The organism is Saccharothrix luteola (genome assembly GCF_020859565.1).
Taxonomy (GTDB): Bacteria; Actinomycetota; Actinomycetes; order Mycobacteriales; family Pseudonocardiaceae; genus Actinosynnema; species Actinosynnema luteola.
Window position 1 is genome coordinate 19,543 of record NZ_JAJHUO010000021.1, and the last position, 18,749, is coordinate 38,291.

Sequence of the window (18,749 nt, forward strand, 5' to 3'; positions counted from 1 at the left end):
AGGTTCGCCCGATTCACTTGCCCGCCATCCGGGAGGCAGGTTCCAATCCCAGGGAACAACGGAGGTGTGCGATGACCGCGATCGACGAGCTGCTCCACCGCAACGCCGAACTGGGCAACGTGGTCCCCGGCGACCGTTCCTCGCCGAAGCCCTCGATGCAAGTGACGATCCTGACCTGCATGGACTCCCGCATCCGGGTGTTCGAGATCTTCGGCCTCAAGCAGGGTGAGGCGCACGTGCTGCGCAACGCGGGCGGTGTGGTGACCGACGACATGATCCGCTCCCTGGCGCTGAGCCAGCGCAAGCTCGGCACCCGCGAGGTGCTGCTGGTGCACCACACGAACTGCGGCCTGCAACTGGTCACCGAGGACGAGTTCAAGGACGAGCTGGAGGAGGCCTCGGGGATGCGCCCGCCGTGGTCGGTGGAGGCGTTCCGCGAGGTGAAGGACAGCGTGCGCGGCTCGATGAACCGGGTCCGCAACAGCCCTTACCTGCTGCACCGCGACCAGGTGCGCGGCTTCGTCTACGACGTGCACACCGGCGAGCTGACCGAAGTCGTCTGACCGAAGTCGTCCGGCCGGAGTCGCCCGAACCGGAAGTGGGCGGCGAACCGGTCGTGGAAGACTGTGCGGCGCTATGAGCCTGGACGCCGAGCTCCTCCTCGACTGGTTCGCCGACACCGCCCGCGACCTGCCCTGGCGACGGCCGGAGTGCACGGCGTGGGGCGTGCTGGTCAGCGAGATCATGCTGCAGCAGACCCCGGTCGCGCGGGTCGAACCCATCTGGCACGAGTGGCTGGCCCGCTGGCCGACGCCGTCGGCGATGGCCGCGGCGAGCCAGGGCGAGGTGGTGCGCGCCTGGGGCAAGCTGGGCTACCCGCGCCGCGCCCTCCGGCTGCACGCCGCCGCGCAGGCCATCGCCGAGCAGCACGACGACGTCGTCCCGAGCGACGTGGACACCCTCCTCGCCCTGCCGGGCATCGGCGCGTACACGGCGCGGGCCGTCGCGGCGTTCGCCTACGGGCAGCGGTGCCCGGTGGTCGACACGAACGTCCGCCGCGTCGTGGCACGGGCCGTGCACGGCGCGGGCGACGCCGGTCCGCCGTCCACCACCAAGGACATGAAGGACGTCGAAGCCCTCCTCCCCGAAGAGGAGGCGCGCGCCGCCGTCTACTCCGCCGCCCTGATGGAGCTGGGCGCGCTCGTCTGCACGGCACGCGCGCCCAAGTGCGCCGACTGCCCCGTGTTCGACGCGTGCGCGTGGCAGCTCAACGGCCGCCCCGCGTACGACGGCCCGGCCAAGGTCGTGCAGAAGTTCGCGGGCACCGACCGGCAGGTGCGCGGCCTGCTGCTGGACGTGCTGCGCGGCACCAGCGAACCCGTGGCGAAGACCCGGCTCGACGTGGTCTGGTCGGACGCGGGCCAGCGGGACCGGTGCCTGCACTCGCTGCTCGTCGACGGCCTGGTCGAGCAGACGCACGAGGGCCTGTTCGCGCTGCCCGGGGAGCACTGACCCGTGCACGCGCTCGTGGTGTTCTTCGACGCCGAGGCCGACGAGGCCGTGCGGTCGCTGTGGCGGCGGATCGGCGCGAGGTCCGGGCTGCCGCCGCACCTGACCTACGCGGCGGCGGGCACGATCGGGCCGAAGGTGCGCGCCGAGCTGCGCGAGGACCTGTCCCGGCTGTGGCTGCCCGACGTCTGGCTGCACACCCTCAGCGCCACGGGGAACACCCTCCAGCTCGGCGCGGTCGTCGACGCCGAGCTGCTGGCCGTGCACTCGGCCGTGCACGACGTCCTCGCGGGCCGCGTGAAGCACCCCGACGCCGAGCACCTGCCGGGCAACTGGGTGCCGCACTGCACGCTGGTCGACGGCGAGGACGCCGACGTGAAGGCCGCGTTCGCCGAGCTGCACCCGATCACGCCGATCCGCGCCAAGACCCGCGAGATGGCGATCGTGGACACTCAGACGGGGTCGATCGACCCGCTCAGGAACGCCTCCACCGCGCCCCGGTAGACCTCCGGCGCCTCGTCGTGCACGACGTGCCCGGACTCCGGCACCACCAGGTGCGTGGCCCCGGTCCGCCGCGCCACCTCGGCCATCTGCCCGGCGCGCAGCCCGCCGCGACCCGCCTCGACGACGAGCATCGGGCACCGGATCGCGTCCACGTGATCCCAGTACGCCCGCTCGCCCCACTCGGCGGCGATCTCGTACAGGTCGGGCAGGTGCGCGATGAGGTGCCAGCCGTCCTCGCGCTCCTCGAACATCTCCTCCACCCGCGGCACGTCCACGACCGTCCGCACGTGCGCCAGGGACTCGAACGCCGGCGGCCACGAGTCGAAGTACCACTTCCACTCCTCCACCGTGCGGCCTCGGTTGTCCGGCACCACGTCCTCGGCCACGACCGCGCGCACCAGGTCGGGCCGGGTCGCGGCGAGCGCCCACGCGTGCAGCCCGCCCATCGAGTGCCCGATCACCACGGCGGGCGCGAGGTCGTGCCGCTCGATCACCTCGGCCGCGTCGGCGACGAAGTCCTCCGTCCGGTACGGCCCCCGCACCGGGTTGCGGCCGTGCCCCCGCGCGTCCGGGGCGACCACGCGCCCGTACGGCTTGAGCCACTGCGCCACGGTCCACCACGTGCTCGCCCGGCTCATCAGGCCGTGGAGCAGCAGGATGCCCTGCCCCGATCCCCCGAACTCCGCAACGCTCATGCGTGCATCATGTCGGCATGGCCATCAGTCCCAAGGCGCGCCCGTACCTGATCGTCGTCATCGTGGTGCTGGTGGTGGCCGGGATCGTGGTGGCCAGGCTGCCGAGGGACCAGCCGACCGCGACGCCGACGACGCCGCCCGCGACCACCCCTCCCGTGGTGAACGCGGAGGGCGGCGACGGCGCGGGCGACGCGTACTACCCGCAGGACGGCAACACCGGCTACGACGTCCGCGCGTACGACGTGTCGGTCACCTACGACCCGGCGACCAAGCGGCTGGACGGGGTCGCGAAGATCACCGCCAGGGCGACCGCCGACCTGTCCCGGTTCAACCTCGACCTGTACGCGCTGAAGGTCTCCGGCGTCGACGTGCGCGACCAGGCGGCCGACTACCGCCAGGAGGGCGACCACGAGCTGGTCGTCACGCCCGGAGCGCCCCTGGCGAACGGCGAGGAGTTCACGACCACCGTCCGGTACGGCGGCGAGCCGACCGTGTTCGAAGACCGCGCGCTGGGCCGCAGCGGTTGGCAGACCTCCTCGTCCGGTGGGGCGTTCGCGGCGGGTGAGCCGCACTCGGCGACCACCTGGTTCCCCGCCAACGACACACCGCGCGACAAGGCGTCGTTCGCGCTGACCGCACGCGTGCCGGAGGGCTGGTCGGTGATCTCCAACGGCGTCGAGGGCGGCTCCACCACCGCCGACGGCTGGACGTCGTTCCGCTGGGTCGCCGAGCAGCCCATGGCCACCTACCTGACCACGATCGCGATCGACCGGTGGACCGTCGAGCGGTCGACGCTGCCCGACGGCACGCCCGTGGTGGACGCCTACGCGCCGGGCGCGGAGGCCGGCAGGCGGCACCAGGAGCGGCTGCCCGAGGTGCTCGCGTTCCTGTCGGAGAAGTTCGGGCCCTACCCGTTCTCCTCGGCGGGCGGGATCTTCCTGGCCGACGACATCGGCTTCTCGCTGGAGACCCAGACCCGGCCCATCTACGCGGGCTGGGCCGACCTCGACACCGTCGTGCACGAGCAGGCGCACCAGTGGTTCGGCGACTCGGTGAGCCTGGAGAACTGGGCCGACATCTGCCTGAACGAGTGCTTCGCCTCCTACGCCCAGTGGCTGTGGGCGGAGGCCAAGCAGGGCGTCGACCTGGACGACCGCTACCTCGCCGAGGTCGAGCGGGTCGCCGACCGCGAGACGTACTGGGGCCGCAAGCTCTACGACATGGGTCGAGGCAACGAGTTCCGCGGCGTCTACGACAAGGGGCAGCTCGCCCTGCACGCGTTGCGCCGCCAGATCGGCGACCCGGCGTTCGACCGCGTGGTCAAGGACTGGACGGCGGCGAACCGGGACGGCAACGCGTCGTGGCCGGAGTTCGAGGCGCACGTGGAGCAGGTGTCGGGGCAGGACCTGGACGCGTTCTTCACCGCGTGGTTCCGCGGCGACGAGGCGCCCGCCGACGAGTTCCTGTACCCGGGTCCGCTGCGCAGGTGACTCCCCTGACCGGCTCGTGAAACTGGCTACAGTGGTTACATGGCGACGTGGACGAGGACGCTGACGCGCCCGGACGGGCAGAGCTTCCGCTTCGACCCCGGCAGCTTCGCGATGGAACTGCTGGTCAGCGGCGGCCCGGGCGAGCTGCGGGTGTTCGAGGCGCTGCACCGGCCGGACGACCTGGCCGCGTGGCTGGTCGACTCGCGCCTCGCCGCGACCGCGCCGTTCACGGCGGCCGACGTGCGCGTCACCGAAGCCGAACTGGTCGCGGTGAAGCGGCTGCGCGACGCGTTCTGGGGCGTCGCGCGGGCGATGGTCCGGGGCGCCGACCTGCCGGCGGAGGGCCTGGAGGTCTTGAACGCGGCCACCGCCGAGACGCCGCGGCCCGTCGTCGACCCGCGCACGCGCGCGCTCACCTGGGCCCGGCCGATCACCGGCACGCAGGTGCTCGGCGCGGCGGCCCGTGACGCGGTCGAGCTCGTCGCGCACGGCGGTGTGCGCGCGTGCTCGGCGGCCGACTGCGGCCTGCTGTTCGTGGACGCCTCCCGGGCGGGCAACCGCCGCTGGTGCTCGATGGAGCGGTGCGGCAACAGGCACAAGGTCCGCGCGCACCGGGCCCGCCACGAGACGGAACCGGCCGCGGCGCAGTAACGTCGGGGCATGGCGGTTGTGAAGATCAATGCGATCCACGTGCCCGACGGCTCGGGCCCGGAGCTGGAGAAGCGGTTCGCCGCGCGACTGGGCGCGGTGGACTCCGAGCCCGGCTTCCTCGGCTTCCAGCTCCTGCGGCCGGTCAAGGGCGACGACCGGTACTTCGTGGTCACGCAGTGGGAGACCGAGGAGGACTTCCAGAACTGGATGGGCGGCCGGGCCAAGGAGGCGCACTCGGGCGAGCGCGCCAAGCCGGTCGGCACCGGGTCGGACCTGCTGGAGTTCGAGGTCGTGCTCAGCTCCGAAGCGAAGAAGTGATCCCCCCGGAAGTGTCATCCCAGCGGTGAACGAGGCGCTCGACCGCGCGGCGGAGCTGATCTCCTCCGCCGACGCGGTGCTGGTGTGCGCGGGCGCGGGGATCGGCGTCGACTCCGGCCTGCCCGACTTCCGCGGCGCGACCGGCTTCTGGCAGGCGTACCCGCCCTACGAGCGGCTCGGGCTGCGGTTCGAGGAACTCGCCGACCCGGTGCACTTCGCGGAGGACCCGACGCTCGCGTGGGGCTTCTACGGGCACCGGCTCGACCTGTACCGGCGCACGGTGCCGCACGACGGGTTCCGCGTGCTGCGGGAGTGGGGCGCGCGGGTGTTCACGTCGAACGTGGACGGCCAGTTCCAGCGCGCCGGGTTCGCCGACGTGGCCGAGGTGCACGGGTCGATCCACCACCTGCAGTGCGTGGAGCCGTGCACGGACGACGTGTGGCCCGCCGACGACGTCGTGGTGGACGTGGACCCCGGGTCGATGCGCGCGACCGGGCCGCTGCCGTCGTGCCGCAACTGCGGTGGGCTCGCGCGGCCGAACATCCTCATGTTCGGCGACTGGTCGTGGGTCGGCGGGCCGTCGCAGAAGGCGTTGGACGCCCTGGCGCAGTGGCGGCGCGCGCACCGGAACCTCGCCGTGCTCGAACTCGGGGCGGGTGTCGCGGTGCCGACCGTGCGGCGTCAGGCGGAGCTGGCCAGTGCCGCGTCGGGCGCGCTGATCAGGATCAACCCGCGCGAGCCGGAGGTGCGGCACGGGCGCGGCGTGTCGTTGCCGATGGGCGCGTTGGCGGCGATCACCGAGCTGGCACGACGAATCGGGTGACCACGGCCCGGTGGTCCGAGCCGGGGATGTCGACCACCGTGAACTCCTCCACCGGGCACCGCTCGTCGACCAGCACGTGGTCGATGGCCACCGGCGGCGGCCACAGCGCGCCGGACGGCCAGGTCGGGTCCAGGCCCGCGCCCACCTGGTCGGCCGCGTCGACGTAGCCGGTGTTGAGCAGCCGGCGCAGGCCCACGTGGTCCAGGGTGGCGTTGAAGTCGCCCGCGAGTACGCGCACCGGCCCGTCCAGCTCCCGTTCCGGCAGGCCCGCCATGTCCCGCTGCCAGTTCTCCGGCCCGGCGTCGACCACCGGCGGCAGCGGGTGCACGGACAGCACCTCCAGGTCCTCGCCGGGCACGTCGACCAGCGCGCCCGCCTGGCGCAACGTGCTGGGCGGCGTGAGCGTGCGCGGGAACACCGGGTAGCGCGACGCGACGCCGGAGCCGGAGCCGCCCGGCTCGTCCAGGAAGTGCCGGTACGGCAGCACCTCGGCCAGGCCCGCGCGCTCGAGGTCGCGCACCATCTCCGGGGTCAGCTCCTGCAACGTGAGCACGTCGACGTCGTGCGCCTTCACCGCCGCCACCACCACCTCCGCGTCGGCCATCCCGACCAGCAGGTTCGCCGCCATCACGGTGACCTCCTGGCCGACGCCGACCGGCCGTGAGTCGGGGAACGCCCGCGGCGCGACCGCCGCCACCAGCACCACCGCGACCAGCAACGTCACCGTGCCGACCGCCCAGCGCCGCAGCAGCAGCGCCAGCGCGCCCAGCGCCACGCCCGCCGCCGTGAAGTAGGGCGTGAGGGCGGTCGTGGCGAGCATGTGCCGGGTGCCGTCGATGCCGAGCAGCCGGGTGAACGCCGCGAGCAGGAACGCGATGGCCGCCACCACCAGCAGGAACGTCGTCCCCTTGCGCCTGGTGCGGCGTTCCTCGATGTCGACCACGCGATCTAGTCTGCCCGAGTGGACGTGTTGCTGACGGGGTTCGAGCCGTTCGGCGGGGAGCGCACCAACCCGTCGTGGGACGCGGTCGACGTGGTGCGACCGGACGGTTACCGCCTGGTGAAGTTGCGCCTGCCGTGCGTGTTCGGCGAGTCGATCGCCGTGCTGCGCGACGTCCTCGCCGCCCGCCGCTACGACCTCGTCGTGTGCGTCGGGCAGGCGGGTGGACGGGCCGGGATCACGCCGGAGCGCGTCGCGGTGAACCTGGACGACGCCCGGATCCCGGACAACGCGGGCGCGCGGCCCATCGACGAGCCGGTGGCGCCCGGCGGGCCGGCGGCGTACTTCACCGGGCTGCCGGTGAAGGCGTGCGTGGCGGCGTTGGAGGCCGAGGGCATCCCGGCGTCGGTGTCGCACTCGGCGGGCACGTTCGTGTGCAACCACGTGTTCTACGGCCTCATGCACCTGATCGCGACCGAGCACCCGGACGTGCGCGGCGGGTTCGTGCACGTGCCGTTCTCGCCCGAGCAGGCCGAGGCGGGCGGTCACCCCAACCTGCCCGTCGCCACGACGGCGCGGGCGCTGGAGCTGATCGTCCGCACGTCGCTGACCACGTCCACCGACCTGCGCGTCACCGCCGGCACCCTGCACTGACCCGGCGCCCACCGGCCGGAACGCGAAACGCCCCCCGGGCGGACCCGGGGGGCGTTTCGGTCGATCGTCACATCAGGCGGACTCGGAGTCCGAGTCGCCGCCCGAGTCGCCACCGGAGGCGGCCAGGTCGACCGGCGGGGCGTCCGGCACCTGCAGCGGCTTGGTCTCGCCGCGGAAGGTGAAGTGCGCCTTGTCGTCGGCCTCGGACTCGCCGTCCCAGCCCTCGACGTCGGTGATGATGATCTGGCCGGGCTGGATCTCCCCGAACAGGATCTTCTCCGACAGCTGGTCCTCGATCTCGCGCTGGATCGTGCGACGCAGCGGCCGGGCGCCCAGCACGGGGTCGAACCCGCGCTTGGCCAGCAGCATCTTCGCGCGATCGGTGAGCTCGATCGCCATGTCCTTGTTCTTCAACTGCGTCTCGACACGGGCGATCATCAGGTCCACCATCTTGATGATCTCGTCCTGCGTGAGCTGGTGGAAGACGATGATGTCGTCGATGCGGTTGAGGAACTCGGGCCGGAAGTGCTTCTTCAGCTCGTCGTTGACCTTGTTCTTCATGCGCTCGTAGTTGGACGCGGTGTCCTGACCCGAGGTGAAGCCCAAGCCGACGGCCTTGCTGATGTCCGACGTGCCCAGGTTGGACGTGAAGATGATGACGGTGTTCTTGAAGTCCACCGTCCGGCCCTGACCGTCGGTCAGGCGGCCGTCCTCCAACACCTGGAGCAGCGTGTTGTAGACCTCCTGGTGCGCCTTCTCGATCTCGTCGAACAGCACCACGGAGAACGGCTTGCGGCGCACCTTCTCGGTGAGCTGGCCGCCCTCTTCGTAGCCGACGTAGCCGGGAGGGGCGCCGAACAGGCGCGACGCCGTGTAGCGGTCGTGGAACTCGCCCATGTCGATCTGGATCAGGGCGTCGTCCTCGCCGAACAGGAAGTTCGCCAGCGCCTTCGACAGCTCGGTCTTGCCGACACCGGACGGGCCGGCGAAGATGAACGAGCCCGACGGGCGCTTCGGGTCCTTCAGACCCGCCCGCGTGCGGCGGATCGCCTGGCTGACCGCCTTGACGGCGTCGACCTGGCCGATGATCCGCTTGTGCAGCTCGTCTTCCATGCGGAGCAGACGCGTGGTCTCCTCCTCGGTGAGCTTGAACACGGGGATGCCGGTCCAGTTCGCCAGCACCTCGGCGATCTGCTCGTCGTCCACCTCGGCGACGACGTCGAGGTCGCCGTCCTTCCACTGCTTCTCCCGCTCGGCCTTCTGGCCCAGCAGCGTCTTCTCCTGGTCGCGGAGCTTCGCGGCGCGCTCGAAGTCCTGCGCGTCAATCGCGGACTCCTTGTCCCGGCGCACGTCGGCGATCTTCTCGTCGAACTCGCGCAGGTCCGGCGGCGCGGTCATCCGGCGGATGCGCATCCGCGCGCCCGCCTCGTCGATGAGGTCGATCGCCTTGTCCGGCAGGAACCGGTCGTTGATGTACCGGTCGGCCAGCGTGGCGGCGGCGACCAGCGCGGAGTCGGTGATCGAGACGCGGTGGTGCGCCTCGTACCGGTCCCGCAGACCCTTGAGGATCTCGATCGTGTGCTCCAGCGACGGCTCGCCGACCTGGATCGGCTGGAACCGGCGCTCCAGGGCGGGGTCCTTCTCGACGTACTTGCGGTACTCGTCGAGGGTGGTCGCGCCGATGGTCTGGAGCTCGCCCCGGGCCAGCATGGGCTTGAGGATCGACGCGGCGTCGATCGCGCCCTCGGCGGCGCCGGCGCCCACCAGGGTGTGGATCTCGTCGATGAACAGGATGATGTCGCCGCGCGTGCGGATCTCCTTGAGCACCTTCTTCAGGCGCTCTTCGAAGTCACCGCGGTAGCGCGAGCCCGCGACCAGCGAACCCAGGTCCAGCGTGTAGAGCTGCTTGTCCTTCAGCGTCTCGGGCACCTCGCCCTTGACCACCATCTGGGCCAAGCCCTCGACGACGGCGGTCTTGCCCACGCCGGGCTCGCCGATCAGGACCGGGTTGTTCTTGGTGCGGCGGGACAGCACCTGCATGACCCGCTCGATCTCCTTGGTGCGCCCGATCACCGGGTCGAGCTTGCCCTCCCGCGCGCTGGCGGTCAGGTTGCGCCCGAACTGGTCGAGGACCAGGGACGAGGACGGGGTGCCCTCACCGCGGCCGCCGGACTCGGCCGGCTCCTTGCCGCCGGAGTAGCCGGACAGGAGCTGCAGGACCTGCTGGCGCACCCGGTTGAGGTCCGCGCCGAGCTTGACCAGCACCTGCGCGGCGACGCCCTCGCCCTCGCGGATCAGGCCGAGCAGGATGTGCTCCGTGCCGATGTAGTTGTGTCCGAGCTGCAGCGCTTCGCGCAGTGACAGCTCGAGCACCTTCTTGGCGCGCGGGGTGAAGGGGATGTGGCCGGATGGGGCCTGCTGACCCTGGCCGATGATCTCTTCGACCTGCTGGCGGACGCCCTCCAGCGCGATCCCCAACGACTCCAGCGCCTTGGCGGCGACACCTTCACCCTCGTGGATCAACCCCAGGAGGATGTGCTCGGTGCCGATGTAGTTGTGGTTGAGCATCCGGGCCTCTTCTTGGGCCAGGACAACCACCCGCCTCGCGCGGTCGGTGAACCTTTCGAACATTCGCACTCCCTGACTGCTGCGCCGGCGGTCCTCGGGCTCACCCCTGGCCGACCGTCTGGCTGACCGTTGGAGAGCGCGGCACCGTGGGACCACTGTAGTCGTCAGCCCCGACACTCTCAGTTCCCGATCGCAGGCAGCCGTCTTCGGGGATCTCTGACATCGGTATCAACGCGTGATCTGCCAGCGGGATTCCACGGAACGGACGTTGTCCGCTGAGCGCGAACATTCAGCCGTTCGGCGACACCGGGGGTGACCGGGGTCACCGAGGCGGTGCAAGTTAGGGGAACCTCGGTAAGGTTAGGCAAGCCTCAACCCAAGCGAGCATCTCCAACCGACGAGGACCTTCTGGACATGACCGTACCGGCGCGGACGACGGTGTGCGACGTGACGACCCCCGTCGCGCGGTCGCTCGGGCAGGTGTCGCTGTACGAGGGTTTCGAGGTGCGGTTCGGCCTGCCGGCCGAGCGTGGCGACTGGGTCCTGTGCTCGGAGTTCACCGGCGAGCCGCAGCGGTTCGACGCGTGGCGCAAGGCGCTGGCGGAGTGGCTGCGGGAGCAGCACGGCGAGGCGCCCGAGCGCACCACGGCCGGTTACGTCATGAGCTGGTACCTCAACGTCGTCGGCGTGCTGGGCGGGCTGCTGTTCCACACCGCGCGGCGGGTGCCGTCGCTGCGGCCGGCCGACGTGGCGATCAAGGTGGCGGCCGGTGGCCGGCCGCACGTGGTCGGGGTGGCGTTGCTGAACGACGAGTTCGCGTGCCTGCCGGACGACCCGGAGGCCGACCACCCGGCGGCGACGGTGGTGGCCGACGAGACGGCGTTGGCGGCGTTGCTGAGGGCCCGGTTCGCGGCGCACAGCGCGCAGTTCGTGGGCGCGTTCGGGCCGACCGTGCGGCTGGGGCGGCGGATGCTGTGGGCGGCGGCTACGGACGCGCTGGACAGCGCGGCGTGGACGGCGGGCCAGGTGTGCGGCGACGAGACGGCGGGCGTGATGGACTCGGCGCTGCTGCTGCCGGCCAAGCTCGACCCGTTCACCTCGGCGTCGACCCTGAAGGCGACGGACACGGGCTGGACCCGCCGCCGCGAGAGCTGCTGCTTCCACTTCGTGCTGCCGAACGCCGACGCCTGCGCCACCTGCCCCCGCGTCTGCTGACCCGGCGTGTCGAACCTCCAGCGCCCGCGTGTCGAACCTCCAGGTCGCGCGTGTCGAACCTTCAGCGCCCGCGTGTCGAACCTTCAGGACCCCCGAGTTCAACACTCAGGTCGGCTCGCGTGTCCTGAACGTTGAATTCGGGGGTCCTGAGCGTTCGACACGCGGGACCTGAAGGTTCGACACGCGGGTCAGTGGTGGTGGCTGATGGGGATGACCAGCGGGGTGTGGGAGACCGGGTCGGGGACGACGCGGGCGGTCAGGCCGAAGACGTCCAGCAGGTTCGGTTCGGTCAGCACGTCGGACGGGGCGCCGGACACGACGATCCGGCCGGCCTTCATCGCGACCAGGCGGTCCGCGTAACGGGCGGCCAGGTTCAGGTCGTGCAGGACCATCACCACGGTCCGGCCGAAGTCCCGGTGCAGCCGGCGCACGAGGTCCAGCACGTCGATCTGGTGCGCCAGGTCCAGGTAGGTCGTCGGCTCGTCCAGCAGCAGCAGGTCCGTGCCCTGCGCCAACGCCATCGAGATCCACGCCCGCTGCCGCTGCCCGCCGGACAGCTCGTCCACGGTCCGGTCGGCCAGCTCCGCCATCCCCGTCATCTCCAGGGCCGAGGCCACCGCCGCCTCGTCCTCCGGCGACCACTGCCGGTACCACGCCTGGTGCGGGTGCCGCCCGCGCGCCACCAGCTCGGCCACGGTCAGCCCCTCGGGCGCTTGCGGCGACTGCGGCAGCATCGCCAGCACCTTCGCCACCTCACGGGTGGGCGTCCGGTCGATCCGCTTGCCGTCCAGCACCACCGCGCCCGCACGCGCGGGCAGCAGCCGCCCCAGAGCGCGCAGCAACGTCGACTTGCCGCACCCGTTGGGCCCGATCACCGCCGTCACCGAACCGGACAGCACGTCCAGATCCAGCCCGGACACCACCAGCCGCTCCCCGTACCCCACGGACAGCGACTGCGCCTGCAGCCGAACAGCGGTCATACCCGTGCCTCCCGGCGACTGCGGACGAGCAGGTACATCAGGTAAGGGGCGCCGAGCACCGCCGTCACCACGCCGACCGGCAGCTCGAACCCGCCGAACGCGAGCCGCGCGACCAGGTCCGACACGACCACCAGCAGCCCGCCGACCACGGCCGACCCGAGCAGCGGCGGCGTGGCGGTCCCGGCCACCCGCAGCGCGATCTGCGGCGACGCCAGCGCCACGAACGCCACCGGTCCGGCCGAAGCCGTGGCCACGGCGGCCAGCACGACCGCGATCAGCAGCATCACGCTGCGGGCCCCGTTGAGCCGCACGCCGAGCCCGCGCACGGTGTCGTCGTCGAACTGCAGCGCGCCCAGCAGCCGCGAGCCGACCAGGGCCGCCGGGATCAGCACCGCCAGCGCCAGCCCGACCGGCACGACGTGCTCCCACCCGCGCCCGTTCAGGCTGCCGGTGATCCACACCATCACCCGCGCCGCGTCGGTCACGTCGCCGACGGTCAGCAGGTAGTGGGTGAAGTTGCCGGTCACCGCCGAGACGCCGATGCCGACGAGCACCAGCCGGAACCCCTCGATCCCCCGCCGCCACGCCAGCCCGTAGACCAGCAGCCCCGCCAGCAGCCCACCGCCCAGCGCCGCCAGCGGCACGCCGACCGCCGCCACCGTCCCGCCGACCGCGCCCATCGACCCGGCGAACGTGATCACGGTGACCGCGCCGGCCCCAGCGCCCCACGTCACGCCGAGGATGTCCGGGCTCGCCAACGGGTTGCGCGCGATCGACTGGAACACCGCGCCCGCCACGCCGAGCGCCGCGCCGACGAACACCCCGGTCAACGCTCGCGGCAGCCGCAGGTCGAGCACGATGAACCGCTGCCCGCGCTGACCGCCGCCCAGCAGCACGTCGAACACCTGCCCCAACGGGATCGGGAAGTCGCCGCGGGCGACGCTCACCGCACCCGCGAGCACCACCAGCGCCAGCCCCGCGGCCACCACGGCGAACGGCCGCCAGCGCAGCGGCCCCGACACGGGCCCGACCCGGAAACCCCTGGTCAAGGTCACCTTGTCGACAACGCCCCTCACAGCTTCACCAGCTTCCGCCGCCGCACCAGGGCGATGAAGAACGGCGCGCCGACCAGCGCCATCACGACGCCGACCTCCAACTCGCCCGGCCTCGTCACGACCCGTCCGACGACGTCCGCGACCAGCAGCACGATCGCGCCGATCACCCCGGCGAACGGCAGCAGCCACCGGTGGTCCGGCCCGGTCAGCGCCCGCGCCGCGTGCGGCACGACGAGCCCGAGGAACCCGATCGGCCCGCACACCGCCACCGCGCCGCCCACCAGCAACGTCGTCGCGACCACGCCGACGACCCTGGTCGCCGCCACCCGCTGCCCCAGCGACCTGGCCACGTCGTCACCGAGCGCCAGCGCGTTCAGCCCGGGCGCGTTGGCCGCCGCCAGCACGAGCCCGAGCACCAGGAACGGCAGCACCTGCCACAGCACGACGAGGTCCCGCCCGGCGATGCCGCCGACCTGCCAGAACCGGAACGCGTCGAGGCTCTGCCGGTCCAGCAGCACGATCGCGGACACCAGCCCGTGCATGAGCGCGCTCACCGCCGCGCCGGCCAACGCCAACGTCACCGGCGTCGGCCCGGTGCGCCCCGACCCCAGCAGGAACACCACGACGCTGGCCACGAGCGCGCCGCCGAACGCGAACCACACGTACCCGTAGAGGCTGGTCACGCCGAGCGTGAAGATCGACAGCACGACCGCGAACGCCGCGCCCTGCGTGACGCCGAGGATGCCCGGGTCGGCCAGCGGGTTGCGGGTGTGGCCCTGCATCAGCGCGCCGCCGACGCCCAGCGCGACACCGACCGCGATGCCGAGCAACGTGCGCGGCACCCGCAGTTCGCGGACGACGATGTCGTTCTCGAGGCCCGTCGGCGAGGTCAACGCGTGCCAGACGTCCGCGATCGGGATGTCCTTCGCGCCGATGGCGACGCTGGCGAGCGCGACCAGGGCCAGGAGTCCGACGAGCAGGGCCAGGCGGGTGGGGCGGAGGGCCACGGCGCTTGCTCCTCCCACGGCGACCCGACCTTCGGTGAGGTAAGCCTAACCGAACACGGTCCGATCACCGCCGAGCACGCTCCGTGCCGCCGAACGGTCGAGCAGTCGATCACCTGAGTGCGCGACGACGAACGCATAATGGATCTTCACAACCGGCGATCGCGAGTCCCGAAAAACAACCGAGGGGCGCCGGAGGATTCCGGCGCCCCTTCGTCGATTGACGTAATTGCCGTGGCCTGCGCCACGTGCACAACTCGCGTCAGCCCTGCTGGTGGTAAGCCTCCAGCACCTCGGCCGGGATGCGCCCGCGATCGGAGACCTTCATCCCCTGCTTGCGCGCCCACTCCCGAATGGCCTGGTTCTGCTCGCGATCCGCCGAAGCCGGACGAGCTGCCTTCACACCGGCCGGACGACCCGGGCCGCGCTTGCGACCGCCCGCCTTGCGGGCACTGGCGACGAAGTCGGCGAGAGCGTCGCGGAGCCTGCCCGCATTGCTCGCGGAAAGGTCGATCTCGTAGGACACGCCGTCCAATCCGAAGCCGACCGTCTCCTCCGCCTTCCCACCGTCCAGGTCATCGACCAGGGTCACGGTGACCTTCTGCGCCATGCGTATCCTCCTGGACTCGAATGCGCGGTGTTCCCCGACCGCGACCTAAAGCATTGGCGAGTGCAGGTTAGCGCACAACTGGAGGAATGCGCCGCCTGGAGTCCGAGAAGTTACTCATTCCGGGCGCACGAGGGGGAACAGGATCGTCTCCCGGATACCGAGACCGGTGAGCGCCATCAGCAGCCGGTCGATGCCCATTCCCACACCACCGCTCGGTGGCATTCCGTACTCCAGTGATCGCAGAAAGTCTTCGTCGACCGGCATCGCCTCGGTGTCACCGGTCGCCCCCAGGCGGGCCTGGGCTTCCAACCGCTCCCGCTCGACCACCGGGTCCACCAGTTCCGAGTATCCCGTGGCCAACTCGAAACCGCGCACGTACAGGTCCCACTTTTCGGCCACACCCGGCCGGGTGCGGTGCTGACGGGTGAGCGGCGAGGTCTCCAGGGGGAAATCACGCACAAACGTGGGCGCGTGCAGGGTGTCTCCGACGAGGTGCTCCCACAGCTCCTCGACCAGCTTCCCGTGCCCGAGCTTCGGGTCCGCGTCCAAGCCGTGCTTGTCCGCCAGCTCCAGCAACCGCTCCGAAGAAGTTTCGGGCGTGACTTCCTCGCCCGCCGCTTCGGACAACGAGTCGTACATGCTCAACGTGGTCCACTCGCCGCCGAGGTCGTACTCGGTGCCGTCGACGAGCGTCACCACGTGCGAACCGGCGATCGCCATCGCGGCTTCCTGGATCAGCTCCCGGGTCAGCACCGCGTTGGTGTCGTAGGTGGCGTACGCCTCGTAGTACTCCAGCATGGAGAACTCGGGCGAATGCGACGAGTCCATGCCCTCGTTGCGGAAGTTGCGGTTGATCTCGAAGACCTTCTCGATACCGCCCACCACGCACCGCTTGAGGTACAGCTCGGGCGCGATCCGCAGGAACAGGTCGATGTCGAGCGCGTTCGACCGGGTCACGAACGGCCGGGCGCTCGCGCCGCCCTGCAACGTCTGCAACATCGGGGTCTCGACTTCGATGAAACCGCGCCGGTGGAACGACTCCCGCAACGAGCGCACCACGGTGGCCCGGTTGCGCACCGTGTTCCGGGCCTGCTCGCGCAGGATCAGATCCACGTACCGCTGCCGAATGCGGGTTTCCTCGGCGAGTTCCTTGTGCGCGACCGGCAACGGGCGCAACGCCTTCGCCGCCATGGACCACCGGTCGGCCATCACCGACAGTTCGCCGCGGCGGGACGTGATGACCTCGCCGTGCACGAATACGTGGTCGCCCAAGTCGACCTCGGACTTCCATTCGCCGAGCGACTGCTCGCCGACGCCGTTCAGGCTCAGCATCGCCTGGAGTTCGGTGCCGTCGCCCTCGCGCAGCGTGGCGAAGCACAACTTGCCGGTGTTGCGGATGAACATGACCCGGCCGGTCACACCGACCACATCACCGGTCGCGGTGTCCGGTTCCAGTCCCTGATGCGCTTCGCGCACCTCGCGCAACGTGTGCGTGCGCGGTACTTCGACCGGATACGGGTCGACACCGCGTTCCAGCAGTCGCGCCCGCTTCTCCCGGCGCACCCTCAGCTGCTCGGGAAGATCGTCGTCGCTGGTCGCGGAACCGGTCGCTGGCTGCTCACTCACAAGACGAAGGGTACGGAAAGACCACTCGGGAAATCGAACCGGATCTCACTAGGCTCTTGCGGGTGACGGGAGATGACTTGCGGGCCAGGCGGGCGAACTCCTTCGGAGCCCACGCCTCGGCGTACGCGCAACACCGACCGGACTACCCCGCCGAGGCCATCCGGTGGGTGCTGGAGCCGCTGGGCGAGGGTCCGCACCAGGTGCTCGACCTCGGTGCGGGCACGGGCAAGCTGACCGGCGGGCTGCTCGCCGAGGGGCACCACGTGACGGCGGTGGAGCCGGACGAGGCGATGCTGTCGGAGCTGGTGCGGCACCACGGCGCGGCGCGCGCGTTGCCCGGCAGCGCGGAGCGGATCCCCGTGCCGGACGGCACGGTCGACGCCGTCGTGGTCGGCCAGGCGTTCCACTGGTTCGACCCGGCGCGGGCGATGCCCGAGATCGCCCGCGTGCTGCGGTCGGGCGGCGTGCTGGCGGCGATGTGGAACGACTACGACGACTCGGCGCCGTGGATGGCGGAGTTCGTCCGGACCGCGCAGTCCAGCGTCAGCGCGCAGGACGAGCTGGCCTTCGACCCGATGACGAAGCACGAGCTGTTCACCGACGCGGTGCGGCGGGTCTTCCCGCACGTGCACCCGCGCACCGCCGAGTCCCTGGTGGCGATGGTGAACACCCACTCGCACGCCCTGGTGATCCCCGAGGAGGAGCGGGCCGAGCTGAACGCGCGGATGCTCGCGTTCCTCAAGTCCCGCCCCGAAACCGCCGAGGGCGAGTTCGACCTCCCCCTGGTCGTCTACGTGACGCGCACGCGGAGAGTCTGACGGCGGTCGTCAGGCCCTGTTCCGCTCGAACACCAGGCGCAGGCCCAGCAGGGTCAGGTCCGGCACGTGCGACTGGATCGTGGCCGACTCCGACACGACCAGGGGCGCCAGGCCGCCGGTCGCGATGACCGCGACGGGGCCGGGCTCGCTCTGCTGGAGCTCGTCCACGATCCGGCGCACCAGGCCGTCCACCTGGCCGACGAACCCGTAGACGATGCCGGACTGCAGGCACTCCACGGTGTTCTTGCCGATCACCGACCGCGGCCGCACCAGCTCGACCTTGCGCAGCTGCGCGGCGCGGGCCGCCAGCGCGTCGACGGAGATCTCGATGCCCGGCGCCAGCGCGCCGCCGAGGAACTCGCCCTTCGCGGAGATCACGTCCAGGTTCGTGGACGTGCCGAAGTCGACCACCACGCACGCCGTGCTGTGCAGGTGGTGCGCGGCCAGCGTGTTGATCACCCGGTCGGAGCCGACCTCCTTGGGGTTGTCCACCAGCAGCGGCACGCCGGTCCGCACGCCCGGCTCCACCAGGACCTTCGGCACGCCCGCGTAGTACCGGCCGAGCATCACGCGCAGCTCGCGCAGCACCGCGGGCACGGTGGACAGCGCCGAGATGCCGGTGATCTTGTCCGCGTACTCGCCGAGCAGGCCGCGCATCGTCAGCGCCAGCTCGTCGGCGGTCATCCGGGCGTCGGTGCGCATCCGCCAGTCGCGGATCAGCGCGGCGGACTCGCCCGCGCCGTCGTACAGGCCGAGCACGATGTTGGTGTTGCCGACGTCGATGGCGAGCAGCACAGCGCTTCCCCCTAGTCCTCGGCCTGGATCAACGCGTCCAGCGCCGCCGCGTCCTCGGTCTCCGCCGCCACCGGCTCCGGCAGCGCGGTCGCGGACCCGTTCACCAGGCCCGAGCCCTCCGGCGCGTGCGCCGGGTCCGCGCCGAGCTCGACGACCTTGTTGTCGGCGTCGACGAAGACCACCTTGGGTTCGTACACCCGCGCCTCGGCGTCGTCCATCTGCCCGTAGGCGATGAGGATCACCAGGTCGCCCGGCTTGACGAGGTGCGCCGCCGCGCCGTTGATGCCGATCACGCCGGTGCCGCGCTCGCCGGGGATGACGTAGGTCTCCAGGCGCGCGCCGTTGGTGACGTCCACGATCGCGACCTGCTCGCCGGCCAGCAGGTCGGCGGCCTCCATCAGGTCCTCGTCCACCGTGACCGAGCCGACGTAGTGCAGGTCGGCCTGCGTGACGGTGGCCCGGTGGATCTTCGACTTGAGCATGGTGCGGAACAT

The 18,749-nt window shown here is 71.3% G+C and carries 20 protein-coding genes; 10 read left to right on the forward strand and 10 right to left on the reverse strand.

Annotated elements, in window-relative coordinates:
• The first annotated feature begins 71 nt into the window (after positions 1-71).
• From LNK82_RS27685 to LNK82_RS27695, 3 genes are all read left to right on the forward strand, one after another.
• A complete protein-coding gene (locus LNK82_RS27685) occupies positions 72-563 on the forward strand; it encodes a beta-class carbonic anhydrase (protein WP_230569945.1) in 492 nt (163 codons plus the stop codon).
• 73 nt (positions 564-636) lie between these two features.
• On the forward strand, positions 637-1,512 hold the full coding sequence (locus tag LNK82_RS27690) for an HhH-GPD family protein (protein WP_230569946.1): 876 nt from the start codon (positions 637-639) through the stop codon (positions 1,510-1,512).
• A 3-nt stretch (positions 1,513-1,515) separates the two neighbouring features.
• The gene (locus LNK82_RS27695; protein WP_230569947.1) at positions 1,516-2,013 is read left to right on the forward strand and encodes a 2'-5' RNA ligase family protein; all 498 of its coding nucleotides are present in this window, start codon (positions 1,516-1,518) and stop codon (positions 2,011-2,013) included.
• Here the strand turns inward: LNK82_RS27695 and LNK82_RS27700 are convergent.
• Positions 1,962-2,708 (reverse strand): alpha/beta fold hydrolase, encoded by a 747-nt coding sequence (locus LNK82_RS27700; RefSeq protein WP_230569948.1) that lies wholly within the window; start codon positions 2,706-2,708, stop codon positions 1,962-1,964. The genes LNK82_RS27695 and LNK82_RS27700 overlap by 52 nt on opposite strands.
• 17 nt (positions 2,709-2,725) lie before the next feature.
• On the opposite strand from LNK82_RS27700, the gene LNK82_RS27705 reads away from it, so the two are divergent.
• The 4 genes from LNK82_RS27705 to LNK82_RS27720 are packed head-to-tail and all read left to right on the forward strand — an operon-like array spanning position 2,726 to position 5,990.
• On the forward strand, positions 2,726-4,198 hold the full coding sequence (locus LNK82_RS27705) for a M1 family metallopeptidase (protein WP_230569949.1): 1,473 nt from the start codon (positions 2,726-2,728) through the stop codon (positions 4,196-4,198).
• Between the two features lie 39 nt (positions 4,199-4,237).
• Positions 4,238-4,849 (forward strand): CGNR zinc finger domain-containing protein, encoded by a 612-nt coding sequence (locus LNK82_RS27710; protein WP_230569950.1) that lies wholly within the window; start codon positions 4,238-4,240, stop codon positions 4,847-4,849.
• Between the two features lie 9 nt (positions 4,850-4,858).
• On the forward strand, positions 4,859-5,167 hold the full coding sequence (locus LNK82_RS27715; protein WP_230569951.1) for an antibiotic biosynthesis monooxygenase family protein: 309 nt from the start codon (positions 4,859-4,861) through the stop codon (positions 5,165-5,167).
• 25 nt (positions 5,168-5,192) lie between these two features.
• Entirely contained in the window at positions 5,193-5,990 is a 798-nt protein-coding gene (locus tag LNK82_RS27720) for an SIR2 family NAD-dependent protein deacylase (RefSeq protein ID WP_230569952.1), read from the forward strand.
• Here LNK82_RS27720 and LNK82_RS27725 read toward each other — a convergent pair.
• Entirely contained in the window at positions 5,962-6,933 is a 972-nt protein-coding gene (locus tag LNK82_RS27725; RefSeq protein WP_308257283.1) for an endonuclease/exonuclease/phosphatase family protein, read from the reverse strand. The two genes, LNK82_RS27720 and LNK82_RS27725, sit on opposite strands and share 29 nt — an antisense overlap.
• A gap of 18 nt (positions 6,934-6,951) precedes the next feature.
• Here LNK82_RS27725 and pcp point away from each other — a divergent pair, with 18 nt between their 5' ends.
• Positions 6,952-7,584, forward strand: a complete 633-nt coding sequence (pcp, locus tag LNK82_RS27730) for a pyroglutamyl-peptidase I (protein ID WP_230569953.1) — start codon at positions 6,952-6,954, stop codon at positions 7,582-7,584.
• A gap of 72 nt (positions 7,585-7,656) precedes the next feature.
• Here pcp and LNK82_RS27735 read toward each other — a convergent pair whose 3' ends face one another.
• Positions 7,657-10,215: an ATP-dependent Clp protease ATP-binding subunit gene (locus LNK82_RS27735; RefSeq protein WP_230569954.1), complete on the reverse strand. Its 2,559-nt coding sequence runs from the start codon at positions 10,213-10,215 to the stop codon at positions 7,657-7,659.
• Between the two features lie 351 nt (positions 10,216-10,566).
• Here LNK82_RS27735 and LNK82_RS27740 point away from each other — a divergent pair, with 351 nt between their 5' ends.
• Positions 10,567-11,367: a (2Fe-2S)-binding protein gene (locus LNK82_RS27740; protein WP_230569955.1), complete on the forward strand. Its 801-nt coding sequence runs from the start codon at positions 10,567-10,569 to the stop codon at positions 11,365-11,367.
• A 188-nt stretch (positions 11,368-11,555) separates the two neighbouring features.
• Here the strand turns inward: LNK82_RS27740 and LNK82_RS27745 are convergent, their stop codons facing one another.
• From LNK82_RS27745 to lysS, 5 genes are all read right to left on the reverse strand, one after another.
• Positions 11,556-12,347, reverse strand: coding sequence for an ABC transporter ATP-binding protein (locus LNK82_RS27745; RefSeq protein ID WP_230569956.1), 792 nt, complete (start codon positions 12,345-12,347; stop codon positions 11,556-11,558).
• Positions 12,344-13,423: a FecCD family ABC transporter permease gene (locus LNK82_RS27750; protein ID WP_230569957.1), complete on the reverse strand. Its 1,080-nt coding sequence runs from the start codon at positions 13,421-13,423 to the stop codon at positions 12,344-12,346. Before LNK82_RS27750 ends, LNK82_RS27745 begins: the two co-directional genes overlap by 4 nt.
• Entirely contained in the window at positions 13,420-14,409 is a 990-nt protein-coding gene (locus tag LNK82_RS27755) for a FecCD family ABC transporter permease (protein ID WP_230569958.1), read from the reverse strand. Before LNK82_RS27755 ends, LNK82_RS27750 begins: the two co-directional genes overlap by 4 nt.
• Positions 14,410-14,668: 259 nt before the next feature.
• Positions 14,669-15,016, reverse strand: a complete 348-nt coding sequence (locus tag LNK82_RS27760; RefSeq protein ID WP_053715841.1) for a histone-like nucleoid-structuring protein Lsr2 — start codon at positions 15,014-15,016, stop codon at positions 14,669-14,671.
• A 114-nt stretch (positions 15,017-15,130) separates the two neighbouring features.
• The gene (lysS, locus tag LNK82_RS27765; protein ID WP_230569959.1) at positions 15,131-16,642 is read right to left on the reverse strand and encodes a lysine--tRNA ligase; all 1,512 of its coding nucleotides are present in this window, start codon (positions 16,640-16,642) and stop codon (positions 15,131-15,133) included.
• Positions 16,643-16,704: 62 nt separating this feature from the next.
• Here lysS and LNK82_RS27770 point away from each other — a divergent pair, with 62 nt between their 5' ends.
• Positions 16,705-17,460: a class I SAM-dependent methyltransferase gene (locus LNK82_RS27770; protein ID WP_230569960.1), complete on the forward strand. Its 756-nt coding sequence runs from the start codon at positions 16,705-16,707 to the stop codon at positions 17,458-17,460.
• A gap of 9 nt (positions 17,461-17,469) precedes the next feature.
• Here LNK82_RS27770 and LNK82_RS27775 read toward each other — a convergent pair whose 3' ends face one another.
• Positions 17,470-18,255: a type III pantothenate kinase gene (locus tag LNK82_RS27775; RefSeq protein WP_230569961.1), complete on the reverse strand. Its 786-nt coding sequence runs from the start codon at positions 18,253-18,255 to the stop codon at positions 17,470-17,472.
• Positions 18,256-18,266: 11 nt separating this feature from the next.
• Complete coding sequence (gene panD / locus LNK82_RS27780) at positions 18,267-18,749, reverse strand: aspartate 1-decarboxylase (RefSeq protein WP_230569962.1); 483 nt, start codon at positions 18,747-18,749, stop codon at positions 18,267-18,269.